Origin of the sequence: Microbacterium sp. VKM Ac-2923 (genome assembly GCF_022815605.1) — a bacterium.
Lineage (GTDB): Bacteria > Actinomycetota > Actinomycetes > Actinomycetales > Microbacteriaceae > Microbacterium.
Window position 1 is genome coordinate 70,482 of record NZ_JALGRP010000007.1, and the last position, 13,758, is coordinate 84,239.

General features: G+C 67.3%; 15 protein-coding genes. 13 read left to right on the forward strand and 2 right to left on the reverse strand.

Going from position 1 to position 13,758, the window contains the following annotated elements; genetic code table 11:
• Window positions 1–434: 434 nt before the first annotated feature.
• The 7 genes from rpsF (at window position 435) to MT347_RS12610 (ending at window position 5,487) form a co-directional block, all read left to right on the forward strand.
• On the forward strand, window positions 435–827 hold the full coding sequence (rpsF, locus tag MT347_RS12580; RefSeq protein ID WP_058622540.1) for a 30S ribosomal protein S6: 393 nt from the start codon (window positions 435–437) through the stop codon (window positions 825–827).
• Between the two features lie 5 nt (window positions 828–832).
• Complete coding sequence (locus tag MT347_RS12585) at window positions 833–1,366, forward strand: single-stranded DNA-binding protein (protein ID WP_243501530.1); 534 nt, start codon at window positions 833–835, stop codon at window positions 1,364–1,366.
• 101 nt (window positions 1,367–1,467) lie between these two features.
• Entirely contained in the window at window positions 1,468–1,722 is a 255-nt protein-coding gene (rpsR, locus tag MT347_RS12590; protein ID WP_055832386.1) for a 30S ribosomal protein S18, read from the forward strand.
• A 10-nt stretch (window positions 1,723–1,732) separates the two neighbouring features.
• The gene (rplI, locus tag MT347_RS12595; RefSeq protein WP_243501531.1) at window positions 1,733–2,185 is read left to right on the forward strand and encodes a 50S ribosomal protein L9; all 453 of its coding nucleotides are present in this window, start codon (window positions 1,733–1,735) and stop codon (window positions 2,183–2,185) included.
• A gap of 823 nt (window positions 2,186–3,008) precedes the next feature.
• A complete protein-coding gene (locus MT347_RS12600; RefSeq protein ID WP_243501532.1) occupies window positions 3,009–3,875 on the forward strand; it encodes an ABC transporter substrate-binding protein in 867 nt (288 codons plus the stop codon).
• Between the two features lie 5 nt (window positions 3,876–3,880).
• Window positions 3,881–4,747, forward strand: coding sequence for an amino acid ABC transporter permease (locus tag MT347_RS12605; RefSeq protein ID WP_243501533.1), 867 nt, complete (start codon window positions 3,881–3,883; stop codon window positions 4,745–4,747).
• On the forward strand, window positions 4,744–5,487 hold the full coding sequence (locus tag MT347_RS12610) for an amino acid ABC transporter ATP-binding protein (protein ID WP_243501534.1): 744 nt from the start codon (window positions 4,744–4,746) through the stop codon (window positions 5,485–5,487). Before MT347_RS12605 ends, MT347_RS12610 begins: the two co-directional genes overlap by 4 nt.
• A 190-nt stretch (window positions 5,488–5,677) precedes the next feature.
• On the opposite strand, the gene MT347_RS12615 is transcribed toward MT347_RS12610, so the two are convergent.
• Window positions 5,678–6,199, reverse strand: coding sequence for a hypothetical protein (locus MT347_RS12615; RefSeq protein WP_243501535.1), 522 nt, complete (start codon window positions 6,197–6,199; stop codon window positions 5,678–5,680).
• Between the two features lie 614 nt (window positions 6,200–6,813).
• Here MT347_RS12615 and dnaB point away from each other — a divergent pair.
• From dnaB to MT347_RS12645, 6 genes are all read left to right on the forward strand, one after another.
• A complete protein-coding gene (dnaB, locus tag MT347_RS12620) occupies window positions 6,814–8,181 on the forward strand; it encodes a replicative DNA helicase (RefSeq protein ID WP_055952596.1) in 1,368 nt (455 codons plus the stop codon).
• Between the two features lie 101 nt (window positions 8,182–8,282).
• The gene (locus MT347_RS12625) at window positions 8,283–8,981 is read left to right on the forward strand and encodes a class I SAM-dependent methyltransferase (protein WP_243501536.1); all 699 of its coding nucleotides are present in this window, start codon (window positions 8,283–8,285) and stop codon (window positions 8,979–8,981) included.
• A 210-nt stretch (window positions 8,982–9,191) separates the two neighbouring features.
• Window positions 9,192–9,617 carry an ester cyclase gene (locus MT347_RS12630; protein WP_243501537.1) on the forward strand — a complete coding sequence of 142 codons (426 nt, stop codon included), beginning with the start codon at window positions 9,192–9,194 and terminating at the stop codon, window positions 9,615–9,617.
• Window positions 9,614–10,066: a MarR family winged helix-turn-helix transcriptional regulator gene (locus tag MT347_RS12635; protein WP_243501538.1), complete on the forward strand. Its 453-nt coding sequence runs from the start codon at window positions 9,614–9,616 to the stop codon at window positions 10,064–10,066. Before MT347_RS12630 ends, MT347_RS12635 begins: the two co-directional genes overlap by 4 nt.
• Window positions 10,063–11,799 (forward strand): ATP-binding cassette domain-containing protein, encoded by a 1,737-nt coding sequence (locus MT347_RS18415; RefSeq protein WP_243501539.1) that lies wholly within the window; start codon window positions 10,063–10,065, stop codon window positions 11,797–11,799. Before MT347_RS12635 ends, MT347_RS18415 begins: the two co-directional genes overlap by 4 nt.
• The gene (locus MT347_RS12645) at window positions 11,796–12,608 is read left to right on the forward strand and encodes an ABC transporter permease (RefSeq protein WP_243501540.1); all 813 of its coding nucleotides are present in this window, start codon (window positions 11,796–11,798) and stop codon (window positions 12,606–12,608) included. Before MT347_RS18415 ends, MT347_RS12645 begins: the two co-directional genes overlap by 4 nt.
• 300 nt (window positions 12,609–12,908) lie before the next feature.
• On the opposite strand, the gene MT347_RS12650 is transcribed toward MT347_RS12645, so the two are convergent.
• Window positions 12,909–13,730, reverse strand: coding sequence for an ABC transporter ATP-binding protein (locus MT347_RS12650; RefSeq protein ID WP_243501541.1), 822 nt, complete (start codon window positions 13,728–13,730; stop codon window positions 12,909–12,911).
• Window positions 13,731–13,758: the final 28 nt, after the last annotated feature.

Genomic DNA, 13,758 nt, shown 5'->3' on the forward strand with positions numbered 1-13,758 from the left:
GTCGCCCGCCCCGGAGAGCGGAATGCGCCCCGAACCCGGGGTCGGCCTGAAGTCGCTGCCGTCTCGACGCGCGTTGCACTCGCGTGCGGGCCCGGAGCCGCTGCGTCGTCGGACCCGCATTGGGGCGTGTTTCGTGCTTCCGGGGCGGCCGTCGCCCGCCCCGAAGAGCAGAATGCACCCCGAACCCAAGAGCCCCGCCCGCGACGACGAGCAGTCCGCGCCCCAAACGCCAAACCCCCGCCCGCCGCCCCCGGACGATCCGGCGCCCCCGGACGATCCGGCGCCCCGCGATTCCGCGGCACGCGTGGCATCCGCTAGACTACGAAGGTTGTCCGGCGACGCCCATGCGCGTGTGAGCCCGTGACGACGTGCACCACACCCTCCTGCTGCCGGGAAATGCCCGTCAGCCGTTCTAGTCCGAAGGAGGTGGGTTAGTGACGCACCAGTACGAACTCATGGTCATCTTCGATCCCGAGGTCGACGAGCGCCAGGTCGCTCCGAAGCTCGACGGATTCCTCAAGGTCATCACGGCCGATGGAGGAACCATCGACAAGATCGACATCTGGGGCCGCCGCCGTCTCGCCTACGAGATCCGCAAGAAGAACGAGGGCATCTACGCCGTCGTCAACTTCGTTGCGACCAGCGAGGCCACGAACGAGCTCGACCGTCAGCTGAAGCTGAACGAGCAGATCATGCGCACCAAGGTCCTGCGCGCCGAGGAAGCGATCGCCCAGGTCGCCGCCGAGGCCAAGCGCTCCGAGGAGAAGGCCGCCCGCAAGGCCGCCGCTCCCCGCAAGGTCGAGTCCGCCGAGAAGGCTGCGAAGTAACGACGATGGCCGGCGAAACCGTCATCACCGTCGTGGGCAACCTCACCGCCGACCCCGAGCTGCGTTACACGCAGAACGGTCTGCCGGTGGCGAACTTCACGATCGCGTCGACCCCCCGCACGTTCGACCGTCAGGCGAACGAGTGGAAGGACGGCGAGGCGCTCTTCCTGCGCGCCTCGGTGTGGCGCGAGTTCGCCGAGCACGTCGCCGGTTCGCTGACGAAGGGCAGCCGTGTCATCGCGACCGGTCGCCTGAAGCAGCGTTCGTACCAGGACCGCGAGGGCAACAACCGCACCTCCATCGAACTCGAAGTCGATGAGATCGGGCCCTCGCTTCGCTACGCGACCGCTCAGGTCACCCGTGCCGCCGGTGGCGGCGGGGGTGGCGGAGGCGGTCAGCGCCCGCAGGTGCAGCAGTCCAACGACGAGCCGTGGTCGACCCCCGGGTCGAACAATGGCGGCAACGGTGGCAACAGCGGCAACAGCGGCGCCGACGCGTGGAGCGCTCCCGGTTCCTACGGAGACGACACCCCGTTCTGATCTTCGCTGCGCTCTCGAGCGCGACGACCCCCGAAATTCCGGATGCCAGCGCACGGTCCACGTGATCGGCTCGGCGCCCGAACCACACGAAAGAAGGAAGCATGGCTGGAAAGGCCACTGGCGACCGCCGCAAGCCGCGGAAGGGCGCGAAGAACGCAGCTCCCGCGAAGGCGATCCGCGTCGGCGTCATCGACTACAAGGACGTCCCCACCCTCCGCAAGTTCATCTCGGAGCGCGGCAAGATCCGCGCCCGTCGTATCACCGGTGTCTCCGTGCAGGAGCAGCGCCTGATCGCCCGCGCCATCAAGAACGCGCGCGAGATGGCTCTTCTGCCCTACGCCGGCGCCGGCCGCTAAGGAGCACCCGATGGCAAAGCTGATTCTCACGAATGAGGTCACCGGGCTCGGTAGCGCCGGTGATGTTGTCGAGGTCAAGAGCGGGTACGCCCGCAACTACCTCATCCCCCAGGGCTTCGCCGTGTCGTGGAGCCGCGGTGGCGAGAAGCAGGTGGCGTCGATTCGCGCCGCCCGCGATTCCCGCGCGATCCACGACCACGAAGACGCCGTGGCGCTGAAGAACTCGCTCGAGTCGAACACCGTCAAGCTGGCCGTCAAGGCCGGCAACGAGGGTCGCCTCTTCGGTTCGGTCAAGACCGCCGATGTCGCCGACGCCGTCAAGGCCGCCGGTCTCGGCGAGCTCGACAAGCGCAAGATCCAGATCACCTCCGCGATCAAGTCGGTCGGCGAGCACGAGGCGACCGTTCGCCTGCGTGACGACGTCACCGCTGTGATCACCCTCCAGGTGGTCGCCGCGAAGTAATTCGCTGCATCTCGAGAACGGCCCCGTTCCTGCTCCGGCAGGCCGGGGCCGTTCCGCGTTCCCGCGGCGGCGTTGGGTGGCCGCGGCTGCCTCGTCCGCTTCGGGGCGCGGGATGTGCAGCGGGGCGGTTCCTGCCCGACCCGGTGCACAATGCCCGCCCCGAAGGCGCGTACGCAGTGCCCGCCCCGAAGGCGCGTACGCAGTGCCGGCCCCGAAGGCGCGTACGCAGTGCCGGCCCCGAAGGCGCGTGCGCAGTGCCCGCCCCGACGGCGCACACGCAGTGCCCGCCCCGAAGGTGGGAGATCTGCTCCGAATAGGCGCGTGGTGTGGGGGCCCGGGCCCGTCGAGGGGCGTGCGGGCGGTTCGCCGCGTTGTGGGGCCTTGGATGTGCACCGGGGCGTCCGTTGTTCGCCCCAGCGCACATGGCACGCCCCGAAGCGGGCGGTGGGTGCGGGTATGTGCGTGGGACGGTGTGTCGGCATCCGTTGAGGTAGCGCGGGGGAGGGGGCGACGGGCATTTTGGGGCGCGTGACGTGCAACGGGGCGTCCGTCGCCCGCCCCGTTGCACATGGAACGCCCCGTAGCCGGGGGTGGTGCACAGAACCCGTACGAACGCGGCGAATCGGCCCGGACCCGTGTGCGGTGGTAGGCGCCGAGCCGGTTGAGGGGCCGAGGGATGCCGCAGACGCCATCACGAGCCCCGCGCAACGCCCGCCGCGTGTCGTCGGGTTTCCTCACCGACGACCGGAGCCTCGCCGCTTAGGTACGATTTGCTCCACACAGCACTCCGGGGATGCCCCCGATACGTCCACGAGGAGACATCGTGACCGCTTTCGCACGCCTGCGCCGCGCCGCCGCCCTGACCGCCGTGGCCGCAGCCACCGTCGTCTCGCTCACCGCCTGCGCGTTCGCCCCCACCGGTTCCGACGCCGGTGCAGCCCCCGCCTCCGAGGGCGCTCTGCAGACCGTCACCGCGGGCAAGCTCACCATCGCCACGGGCGAACCCGCGTTCTCGCCCTGGGTCGAGAACGACGATCCCGCCTCGGGCGAGGGCTTCGAAGCGGCCGTGGCAGACGCCGTGGCCACGCAGCTCGGCTTCTCGAAGGACGACGTCGTGTGGGTGCGCTCCACATTCGACAGCGCCATCGCTCCGGGCCCGAAGGACTGGGACCTCAACGTCCAGCAGTTCTCGATCACCGACGAGCGCAAGAACGCCGTCGACTTCTCGTCGCCCTACTACACGACCACGCAGGCCGTCGTGACGACCGGGTCGTCGCCGGCTACGTCCGCCACCACCGTCGACGAGCTGAAGGGCATCCCGGTCGGCGTCATGAGCGCCACGACCAGCTACCAGGTCGCCGAAGACCAGCTCGGCACCGCCAACCTCAGCGTCTACAACTCAAACGACGACGCCGTCGCCGCACTTCAGGCGGGCCAGGTCGACGCGATCATCGTCGACCTCCCCACCGCGTTCTACCTCGCCGGTGCCGTGCTCGACGACGGCAAGGTCGTGGGCCAGCTGCCCGATTCCTCGGTCGGCGGTGACGAGCTCGCGTTCGTGCTGCCCAAAGACTCGGCGCTGACCACCGCGGTCAGCGAGGCCGTCGACGCTCTGCGCGCGGACGGCACGCTCGACGAGCTGCAGCAGACGTGGCTCGGCGGCACGGCCGCCGCTCCCGTACTGAAGTAACAGCCGTGGCATCCATCCCCCTCGATGCCGAGTGGCGTCCGAGCGAGCTCGAACTCGGTCGGCGCGTCACGCGGCGTCAGCAGTCGACGAAGTCGGTGCTGATCGCGTTCGTCAGCTCGTTCGTCTTCGTCGTCGTGGTGGGGTGGGCTGTCCTCTCCAGCCCCGGGTGGGAAGACGTACGCCGCAGCTTCTTCGACGTCGACATCGCGATCGCGAGCTTTCCGTCGATCCTGGTCGGGCTGTGGCTGAACATCCAGGTGCTGTTCGTCGCGGCGTTCGCCGTGGCGATCCTCGGTACGACGCTCGCGGTGCTGCGGTCGCTGCGCGGTCCGGTGTTCTTCCCGCTGCGCGCCCTGGCCACGGTGTACACCGATCTGTTCCGCGGCATCCCGCTGTTGATCGTGCTGTACCTGGTGGGCTTCGGAATCCCGGCCTTGGGCGTCTTCGGCCGGGTGCCGGTGGTGCTGTGGGGCACCATCGCGATCGTGCTGACGTACTCGGCCTACATCGCCGAGGTGCTGCGCGCGGGAATGGAGGCGGTGCACCCCTCGCAGCGGGTCGCCGCGCGCTCGATGGGCCTCACCCATGGACAAACGCTGCGCATCGTCGTCATCCCGCAGGGCGTGCGCAAGGTCGTGCCTGCGCTCATGAACGACTTCGTGTCGATGCAGAAGGACGTCGGCCTCATCTCGGTTCTCGGAGCGGTGGATGCCGTGAGCGCAGCGCGGATCGCCGCGGCCGAGTACTACAACTTCACGCCGTACATCGTGGCGGCGCTGCTGTTCGTGGCGATGGCGCTGCCCATGATCCGGCTCACCGACCACGTCTCGGCGCGGCTGGCGAAGCGCGAGCAGATGGGCGGGGTCGTGTGAGCGTGCTCGACGTCCGCGGCGTTCGAAAGACCTTCGGCGACCACGTGGTGCTCGATGGCGTCGACCTCGCGATCGACCAGCACGAGGTCGTCGTGCTCATCGGCGCGTCGGGGTCGGGCAAGTCGACGCTGCTGCGCACCATCAACCTCATCGAGCGTGTCGACGACGGACAGATTCTGCTCAACGGCGACGACCTGACCGATCCCCGCGTCGACGAGGACTCCGCCCGCGCACGCATCGGCGTCGTCTTCCAGCACTTCAACCTCTTCCCGCACCTGCGCGTCATCGACAACGTCACGCTCGCCGCGCGCAAAGTGCACCGGATGCCGAAATCCGACGCGTACGCCCGCGGCACCGAACTGCTCGAGCAGCTCGGTCTCGGGGCCAAGGCGCGGGAGTTCCCCGACCGTCTCTCCGGCGGTCAGCAGCAGCGCGTTGCGATCGTGCGCGCGGTGATGACCGACCCCGAGCTTCTGCTGCTCGACGAGATCACGTCGGCGCTGGATCCGCAGCTCGTCGGCGAGGTGCTCGACCTTGTGCGGGTGCTGCGCGACCGCGGGTCGACCATGCTGATGGCGACGCATGAGATGTCGTTCGCTCGTGAGGTGGCCGACCGCATCGTCTTCCTGAAGGACGGACGCGTCGTCGAGCAGGGCGCGCCCGCGCAGATCCTCGACGCCCCGCAACATCCCGACACCATCGCCTTCCTCGAGCGCGAGCGTCGCGGGGGAGCGCTCTAGCGGCGGGTAAGAGAGGTTTCGGCAGGCGCAGCCACCCCATCGGGGCGCTCCCGCTGCTTGGGAGGGGATGGATGCCGGGGCCACGGCCTCGAAGTAGCGCACGATCTGCGCAACTGACGTCACCACGCGTGCCGTCACGGCCGCGGCGGAGACGGCGGGCGACGGGGGAGCCGTGACCGTCTCGAGAGCCTCAGGTGCGGCCGGTGTCGGAATGCCCGAGGGGGGCTGCCGGCGGCGTCACGGGGGGAGCCGTGACGCCGGGTGCAGGGGAGAGCACCTCGCCGCCGTCGCCGGGGAGCGACGGGACGACCGGAGCGATCTCGGGCGCCGTACCGACGACGACCGGGAGCGTTTCGTCGACAGCCCCGGCCACGCCGGTGACGACGCCACCTAGGCCGCTCTGCTCGACGACGGGACCGACGATGGGGAGGGATCCGGCGGTGGCGACGACAGGGTCGACGATCGCGCCCACGACGCCCGAGCCGGCGACGTCGGTCACGTTCGCGACCGGCTCCACAACGGCGGTGGTGACCGGCTCGACGACGTCCCCGGCGGTGTCGGTCACGCCGTTCACCGTCGATCCGACGGCCCCCAGCAGACCCGACCCGGAGTCGTCCGCGGAGGCCGACATCGAGGTGGCGAAGAGCGAGAGCACGGCGGTGGCGAGGGACACGAGCACACCGAGCAGGAACACGCGCAGAGTGCGTGGCATCCCCGTCCTCAGTGTGGCATCCATGATTCGCCCCCCAAAGGTGAATCGTCGGTGACTCAGGTCGGCGACGATACGCCTGGATCCGCGCGGGCGAAAGAGGGAGGGTGAACTCTGAGTAGTGCTGACGTGACGAGCGGGTGGCGGGGGCGACACGCCCAGGCGTCGGGAGATTTGACATCGGATGCCGCATCGGTAGGCCGACCGCGAGTTATCCCCCGAGTTGTACACATGCATTTGTCAAGTCGGGAAACCTTCAAGGCCTACTTCAACCGGGATTTCACCACACAACCTGTGGACAAATAAACCCCAGATGAAGGGCCATATACGGAGCCAAATCCACAGTCATCCACCGACTTGTCCACAGGAGTTGTGCACAGAGACTGCGGCGTTTCCCGCACACTCTCCACAGAGTTATCCACAGGCACATTTGCGTGGGTCGAAGGTGGTATCTACCGTGGGGGCAGCCCCTCGGGCATCCGTGTCACCCTGCCGCGCGCGTCGATGTCGGACGTCGGTGATCTGATGCTCCCGAGGTCGTTTCACCTCTCGCCATCGCATCCTTCGCGCGCGCGTGAGGGGGGCGCAGGGGCGGCCTGAGAGCAGAAGGAGAGCCCGTGTCGATCGCTGACATCGCCGAGGAGCGTCTCGGAAAAGCACCGCGTCCCGAGCGCACGCCCCCGCACGACATCCTCGCCGAGCAGAGCGCTCTGGGCGGCATGCTGCTGTCGAAGGATGCGGTGGCCGATGTCATCGAGACGCTCCGCGGGGGCGACTTCTACGTGCCGAAGCACGAGCTGATCTTCGAGGCCATCCTCACGCTCTACTCGCACGGCGAGCCCACCGACGTCGTCGCCGTGACCGACGAGCTCATCAAGACCGGCGAGCTCCAGCGCGCCGGGGGAGCGGACTACCTCCACACGCTCACCTCTATCGTGCCCACGGCCGCCAACGCGGGCTACTACGCCTCGATCGTCGCCGAGCGCGCGCTGCTGCGTCGTCTGGTCGAGGCCGGCACGCGCATCGTGCAGATGGGCTACGCCGGCGAGGGCGACCCGGTCGATCTCGTCAACAGCGCCCAGGCCGAGATCTACAACGTCTCGGGCGATGACAGCGCCGACGACTACATCCCCCTGACGATGGCGGTGGATGCCGCGGTCGAGGAGATCGAGGCCGCTCGCGGTCGCGACGGGTCGATGACCGGCATCCCCACCGGCTTCGCCGGTCTCGACCAGCTCACCAACGGTCTGCACCCGGGTCAGATGATCGTGCTCGCCGCGCGCCCCGCCATGGGTAAGTCCACGCTCGCGCTCGACTTTGCCCGCGCAGCCGCGATCAAGTCGAACGCGCCGTGCATCTTCTTCTCGCTCGAGATGGGTCGCTCTGAGATCGCCATGCGCCTTCTCAGCGCCGAGGGCTCGATTCCCCTCCAGAGCATGCGCAAGGGGACGCTCGACTCGCGCGACTGGACCACCGTCGCCTCCACGCGCGGTCGCATCAACGACGCCCCCCTCTACATCGACGACAGCCCCAACATGACGCTGGTCGAAATCCGCGCCAAGTGCCGTCGCCTCAAGCAGCGCGAGGGTCTGAAGATGGTTGTCATCGACTACCTGCAGCTGCTCACGAGCGGTAAGCGCGTGGAGTCGCGCCAGCAGGAGGTCAGCGAGTTCTCGCGTGCGCTGAAGCTGATGGCGAAGGAGCTGCAGGTTCCCGTCATCGCGCTGTCGCAGCTGAACCGTGGCGCCGAGCAGCGCGCCGACAAGAAGCCGGCCCTGAGCGACCTGCGTGAGTCGGGCTCGATCGAGCAGGATGCCGACATGGTCGTGCTGCTGCACCGCGAGGCCGCATATGAGAAGGACTCGCCCCGCGCGGGTGAGGCGGATCTGATCGTGGCGAAGCACCGTAACGGGCCGACCGACACGATCACGGTGGCGTTCCAGGGGCACTATTCGCGGTTCGCGGATATGGCGCCGGGGATGTAGTTCGGAGTTGTAGGGATTTTTCTGAGATGTCCTTTTCGCGGGTGACATGTCCACGCGATGTCCATCGGGACATTTCGGCGCCGATCGTTAGGGTGGTCGGCATGCCGCAACCGACGTGGTTCCTGGACGAGACGACTTCTCTCGGCAGGGAGAACACCGATCCTGAGCACGTCGCGCACTATGACGAGAAGGAAGATGCCGGGGCTGCCGCTGAGATCGTCACGCTTGGACAGCTACTCCCCGCGACGACCGCGGATGTTGTCGATCTCGGTGCCGGAACGGGACAGTTCGCGCTCCTCGCAGCGGAGCGCTGGGAGAACGTCACGGCCGTCGATCCCTCACCGGTAATGCTCGACCACCTCCGTCAGAAAGCGACCGCGGCGGGTTCGTCGCTGTATATCGTCGAGGACGGATACCTCACCTACGAGCGCGCCTCTGAGTCAGTCGATCTCGCCTACTCGCGATTCGCGCTGCACCACCTGCCCGACTTCTGGAAGGCGATAGCCCTCGCTCGAATCCGCCGCATGCTCCGCCCTGGTGGCATCCTGCGCCTGTGGGACGTCGTCTACCACTTCCCACTCAACGAAGCGATCGAGCGCATCGAGCACTGGTGCTCAACCGGCTACTCAGCCATGGAAGGCGGGTGGACGCGCGCCGATCTCGAGGAGCATGTGCGCGACGAGCACTCAACCTTCACCTGGCTTCTTGAGCCGATGATGGGCGAGGCCGGCTTCGTTATCGAGGACGCCCAGTATGACGACGACGGGATCTTTGCCAAGTACATTCTGCGCGCCGTGTGAGCACCCTCCCGTTGGGGCAAGTTGGTCCCGCGGTCGTCCCCCTCATCGCAGACAAGGCACTCGCGGCAACCGCGCATCCGAGATGTCCCTGCGCCATGTCCAGGCCCTGAGAGCCTAGGGGTCGAGGAGGCACCTTTGGTGCTGGGTGGTGATGAGCGGAACTGGGTTCGCGAGTCTGTTACCATTGGTATTCAATACCGTTGGTAACAGATGGAGTTTCTTGCGATGTCTCAGATTTCAGCGTCCAACCTGGGTCTCGTTCGGCGGGCTTTGGCGGCTGCCGATGCCGGGGATCGGGAGTCTCTCGAGGAGTTCATGCACCTGGATCTCGTTGTGACGCTGGCTGGGGTGTCGGAGCCGATCGTCGGCCGCGAGCACTGGCTTGGCGGGGTGCTTGAGATGGCGGCTGCGTTCCCGGATCTGCAGACGACCGTGGTCGATGCGGTATGCGAGGGCGACGTGGTAGCCGTGAGGTCTGTGCTGCGGGGGACGCACTCGGGACGGTTCAACGGGCTGGCTGCGACGGGCCGCTCGATCGAGGTCATGAGCAACGACTTCTACCGGATCGAGTCAGGACGGATCGTGGAGGCGTGGATCGTCACGGACACGGGCACACTCTTCGGACAGATCTCATGAGCGCGGAGCTGCTGAATCAGCTTCTTGCGATCGGCGACCTGATGCGTCGCGATATGGCGCGTGCTTTCGCGGGCACGCCGTTGACGGAGTCGCGGGTGGCGGTGTTGTGGACGTTGCGGGTGTCAGGTGCGTCGACGCAGCGGGATGTCGCGGTCGCGCTCAGAGTGAGCGGGAAGAACGTGTCCTTGCTGGTCGACGCGCTCGAATCCGCCGGCTATGTGCATCGAGCGAAGCACCCGACAGACCGGCGTGCTGTGCTGCTGGAACTGACCGACTCGGCGAACGCGTTGATGGCGAAGATGGAGCGGGAGCACGCCCAGCTGGCGGAAACCCTGGTGGCGGCGGTCTCTCCCGGCGATGTCGCGACCGTGGAGCGCGGGGTGACCGCGATCGCCGCCCGACTGAGCGAGCTGGTCGATGAAGCGGCGGCCGCGGGGGATGCGACGTGAGCGGCATCAAGCTTCCCCAGACCGAGATGCGCGCCGAGAAGCCTGAGCCGACGCGCACGCAAGCGCTCTTCGCTAGAGGCGCGGGGATCGAGAAGATCATCTACGACGCGATCGGCCGCGCCATCACGCGGCGGCCATGGAAAGCACCGGATGCGCAGGGGTTCTACTACCACTCGCAGAGCCTCGCGGTGCTGTTCATCTTCATCGTGCTCTCGGCCCTCGAGATCGTCATCATCGACCTGATCGTGCATCAATGGCTCTGGGTGCGGATCCCGCTGCTCGTCATCGGCATCTGGGGGCTGGTGTGGATGACCGGCCTGTTGTGCGCGCACTTCATGCGACCGCACACCGTCGGATCGGAGGGAGTGCGCGTCCGCGACGGGCTGGACATGGACGCGCACGTTACCTGGGACGACGTCTACTCCGTGGCTCTCAATAGTCGCAGCTACGAGCCCAAGACCCCGAGCATCATCGACGACCAGGGCGGCCGTGCGCTGGTGATGGGTATCAGCGACCACACCAACATCGAGATCGTCCTCGAGCGCCCCACCACGGTCACACTCCCCGGGTTGGCGCCCAAGGGGGGTGAGCAGGTGGTCGACCGCATCTACCTCTGGACCGACACCCCGAAGGAGTTCCTCGTGGCAGTCGGCGAACACATCGGGTCACCCGAGCAGAGCGTCGCAGCGAAGAAGGCTCGCGCCCAAGCGGTCCAGGACAAGGAGCGGAGAGAGCGCATGGCTCAGTACAGCAACAACGGTCCCGCGATCGAGGTCAGCGGGCTCGTCAAGCGATTCAGGGACACGACCGCTCTGGCCGGCATCGACTTCACCGTCGCACCAGGCGCGGTGCTCGGGCTGCTCGGCCCCAACGGGTCAGGCAAGACCACAACCGTGCGGATTCTCGCGACGCTGCTGAAAGCCGACGAGGGCGCAGCCCGCATCTGCGGGTACGACGTGTCCCGAGACGCCTCCACAGTGCGCCAGCTGATCGGACTCACCGGCCAGTACGCCTCTGTAGACAAAGACCTCACCGGCCACCAGAACCTCACGATGATCGGCCGATTGCTCGGCATGTCGCGGAAGCAGGCGAAGAGCCGAGCAACCGAGCTACTCGAAGATGCAGGACTCGCCGACGCCGCCACCAAACCCGCGAAGGGCTACTCGGGTGGAATGCGTCGACGCCTCGACCTTGCCGCGAGCGTCATGGGCGAAGCCGCTGTCGTGTTCCTCGACGAACCGACCACAGGCCTCGACCCGGCCCGGCGAGGGGAAACCTGGGCGATGGTCCGACGTCTCGCGGCGCAAGGCTCCACTGTGCTCCTCACGACGCAATACCTTGAGGAAGCCGATCACCTCGCCAACGACATCATCGTCATCGACGCCGGCAGCATCGTCGCCCGCGGCACCCCCGACGACCTTAAGCGACGCCTGGGCAGCCAAACACTCGACGTCAGGCTCCACGACCCGCACCGACTCGCCGAGGCCGCCGCCCGCGTCGAGAGCATCATCGGCGTCACGCCCGTCATGGACGCGCCAACAGGACGACTCAGCGCGGCCGTGACCGCCGGTGAGGTCATGCCCGCGATCGTGCGGAGCCTCGACGAAGCCGGGATCGACGTCAGTGAACTCTCGCTCCGGCTCCCCAGCCTCGACGACGTCTTCCTCACCCTCACCGGCCACCCCGCGTCCGCCGCCACACCAACCACGACCGCAGAGACGACAGCAGCATGACCACCACCACGCTCACCGCCTCCCGAGCCGACCTCAGAAACCGTGTCGGACTCGGACAGATCATCACCCATTCCGGGACGCTCTCGTGGCGGGGCATCGTCAAGATCAGCCGCCACCCCGCCGGACTCGCTGACGTCATCATCGGCCCCGCGATCTTCCTCGTCCTGTTCGGCTACGTCTTCGGCGGCGCCATCTCCGGCGACACCAGCGCATACCTGCAGTTCGTGTTCCCCGGCATCCTCGGCATGATGACCCTCTTCGCCACCATGGGCGTCGGTGTCTCCCTCAGCACCGACCTCCAAGACGGCATCTTCGACCGATTCCGAAGCCTGCCCATCGCAAGGATCTCCCCGCTCATCGGGGCCATCGGCAGCGACATCGTGCGCCAACTCGTCTCCCTCACCGCCCTCATCGGCTTCGGACTGCTGCTCGGAGTGCGGTTCGAGACCGGCCTGTGGTCAATCCTCGCGGCCTGCGCCCTCGCCATCGCGTTCGCACTGTCGATCTCGTGGGCGCTCGTCCTCCTCGCCCTAGCGATCAAAGAGCCCCAAGCAGTCCAGGGGCTCGGCGCCGTGCTCATCATCCCCTTGGCGTTCGCCAGCAATATCTTCGTCCCCGTCGACACCATGCCCGGGTGGATGCAGACCTTCGCGTCATGGAACCCCGTAGGCCACCTCGTCGACGCCGTACGCGGCCTCATGATGGGAGGCCCCGTTGCAGAACCGGTCACCCTCACACTGATCTGGATGGCCGCTTTCGTCGTGATCTTTGCTCCGCTCTCTCTCATCGCATACAACCGCACCCGGTAGTTCGAGATGCTCGTCACGGCGCCGCCGTCATCACGATGGCGCCGAGTCTTCCCCGAGCGCCACGATCCATTCCTCGGACAACTCCGTCCGAGGAACGGACGATCCGCGGTGGACATTTCCGGGCGACCAGGCGCCGAACCAGCGAAACACAATCGACATTTCTAAGAGGTTCCTACAGGAGTGTCGGTTCCACCGCGCACGTCGCACCTCAGGTCGAGATGCCGTCTGCGTGTCGGCTCCCACACCTCGCTCGCTTCATTGCGGGGGCGCTTCCTGCTCCTCTTCAGCTCGTGATCGCGTTCAGGTTGCGATCGCGCGACCGCGGTCACGACCTATCGGCACGACCTGCGGGGTGCCCACGACGGGGTCGGGAACGACGATGCAGCGCAACCCGAACACCTCGTGCACGAGCTCGGCGGTCACGATGTCGGCCGGCGCACCCTCGGCGACCACCCGGCCGTCGCGCATCGCTATGAGGTGTGTGGCGTAACGCGCCGCGTGATTGAGGTCGTGGAGCACCGCGACGAGCGTGCGGCCCTGCTCATTCAGGTCGGTGAACAGCTCCATCAGCTCGATCTGATGAGTGATGTCGAGGAAGGTCGTCGGCTCGTCCAGTAGCAGGATGCCGGTCTCCTGCGCGAGCGCCATCGCCACCCACACGCGCTGACGCTGGCCCCCCGACAGTTCGTCGACCAGACGACCCGACAGCTCGGTGATCCCCGTGGCGCCCAAGGCGCCGGCGACGGCGTGCTCGTCGGCATCCGTCCACTGCCGGATGAGCTTCTGATACGGGTAGCGGCCGCGGGCCACGAGGTCGGCGACGGTGATGCCGTCGGGCGCGATCGAAGACTGCGGCAACAGCCCCACCCGCTGCGCCACCTCCTTCGCCTTGAGCGAATGGATGTCGGAGCCATCAAGCACGACGCGACCCGCAGCGGGTTTCAACAGCCGAGAGAGCGCGCGCAGGAGCGTGGACTTGCCGCACGCGTTCGGCCCCACGATGACCGTGAACGACGCGTCGGGAATCTCGACGGTCAGCTGCTCGCTGATGACACGCTTGTCGTAGCCGATGGTGGCGGCATCCGCTCGGAGGCGCGACGCGGCGGTGGGAGGCGGCGTCACGAGGAACGCTCCTTCGAGGTCGAGGTCG

Excerpts from the sequence above, each read along its gene's own strand:
- MT347_RS12645 (WP_243501540.1), top strand. The coding sequence starts at position 11,796 with ATGACCACCACCACGCTCACCGCCTCCCGAGCCGACCTCAGAAACCGT.
- MT347_RS12635 (WP_243501538.1), top strand. The coding sequence starts at position 9,614 with ATGAGCGCGGAGCTGCTGAATCAGCTTCTTGCGATCGGCGACCTGATG.
- rpsR (WP_055832386.1), top strand. The coding sequence starts at position 1,468 with ATGGCTGGAAAGGCCACTGGCGACCGCCGCAAGCCGCGGAAGGGCGCG.
- MT347_RS12630 (WP_243501537.1), top strand. The coding sequence starts at position 9,192 with ATGGAGTTTCTTGCGATGTCTCAGATTTCAGCGTCCAACCTGGGTCTC.
- rplI (WP_243501531.1), top strand. The coding sequence starts at position 1,733 with ATGGCAAAGCTGATTCTCACGAATGAGGTCACCGGGCTCGGTAGCGCC.
- MT347_RS12585 (WP_243501530.1), top strand. The coding sequence starts at position 833 with ATGGCCGGCGAAACCGTCATCACCGTCGTGGGCAACCTCACCGCCGAC.
- MT347_RS12625 (WP_243501536.1), top strand. The coding sequence starts at position 8,283 with ATGCCGCAACCGACGTGGTTCCTGGACGAGACGACTTCTCTCGGCAGG.
- MT347_RS12615 (WP_243501535.1), bottom strand. The coding sequence starts at position 6,199 with ATGCCACGCACTCTGCGCGTGTTCCTGCTCGGTGTGCTCGTGTCCCTC.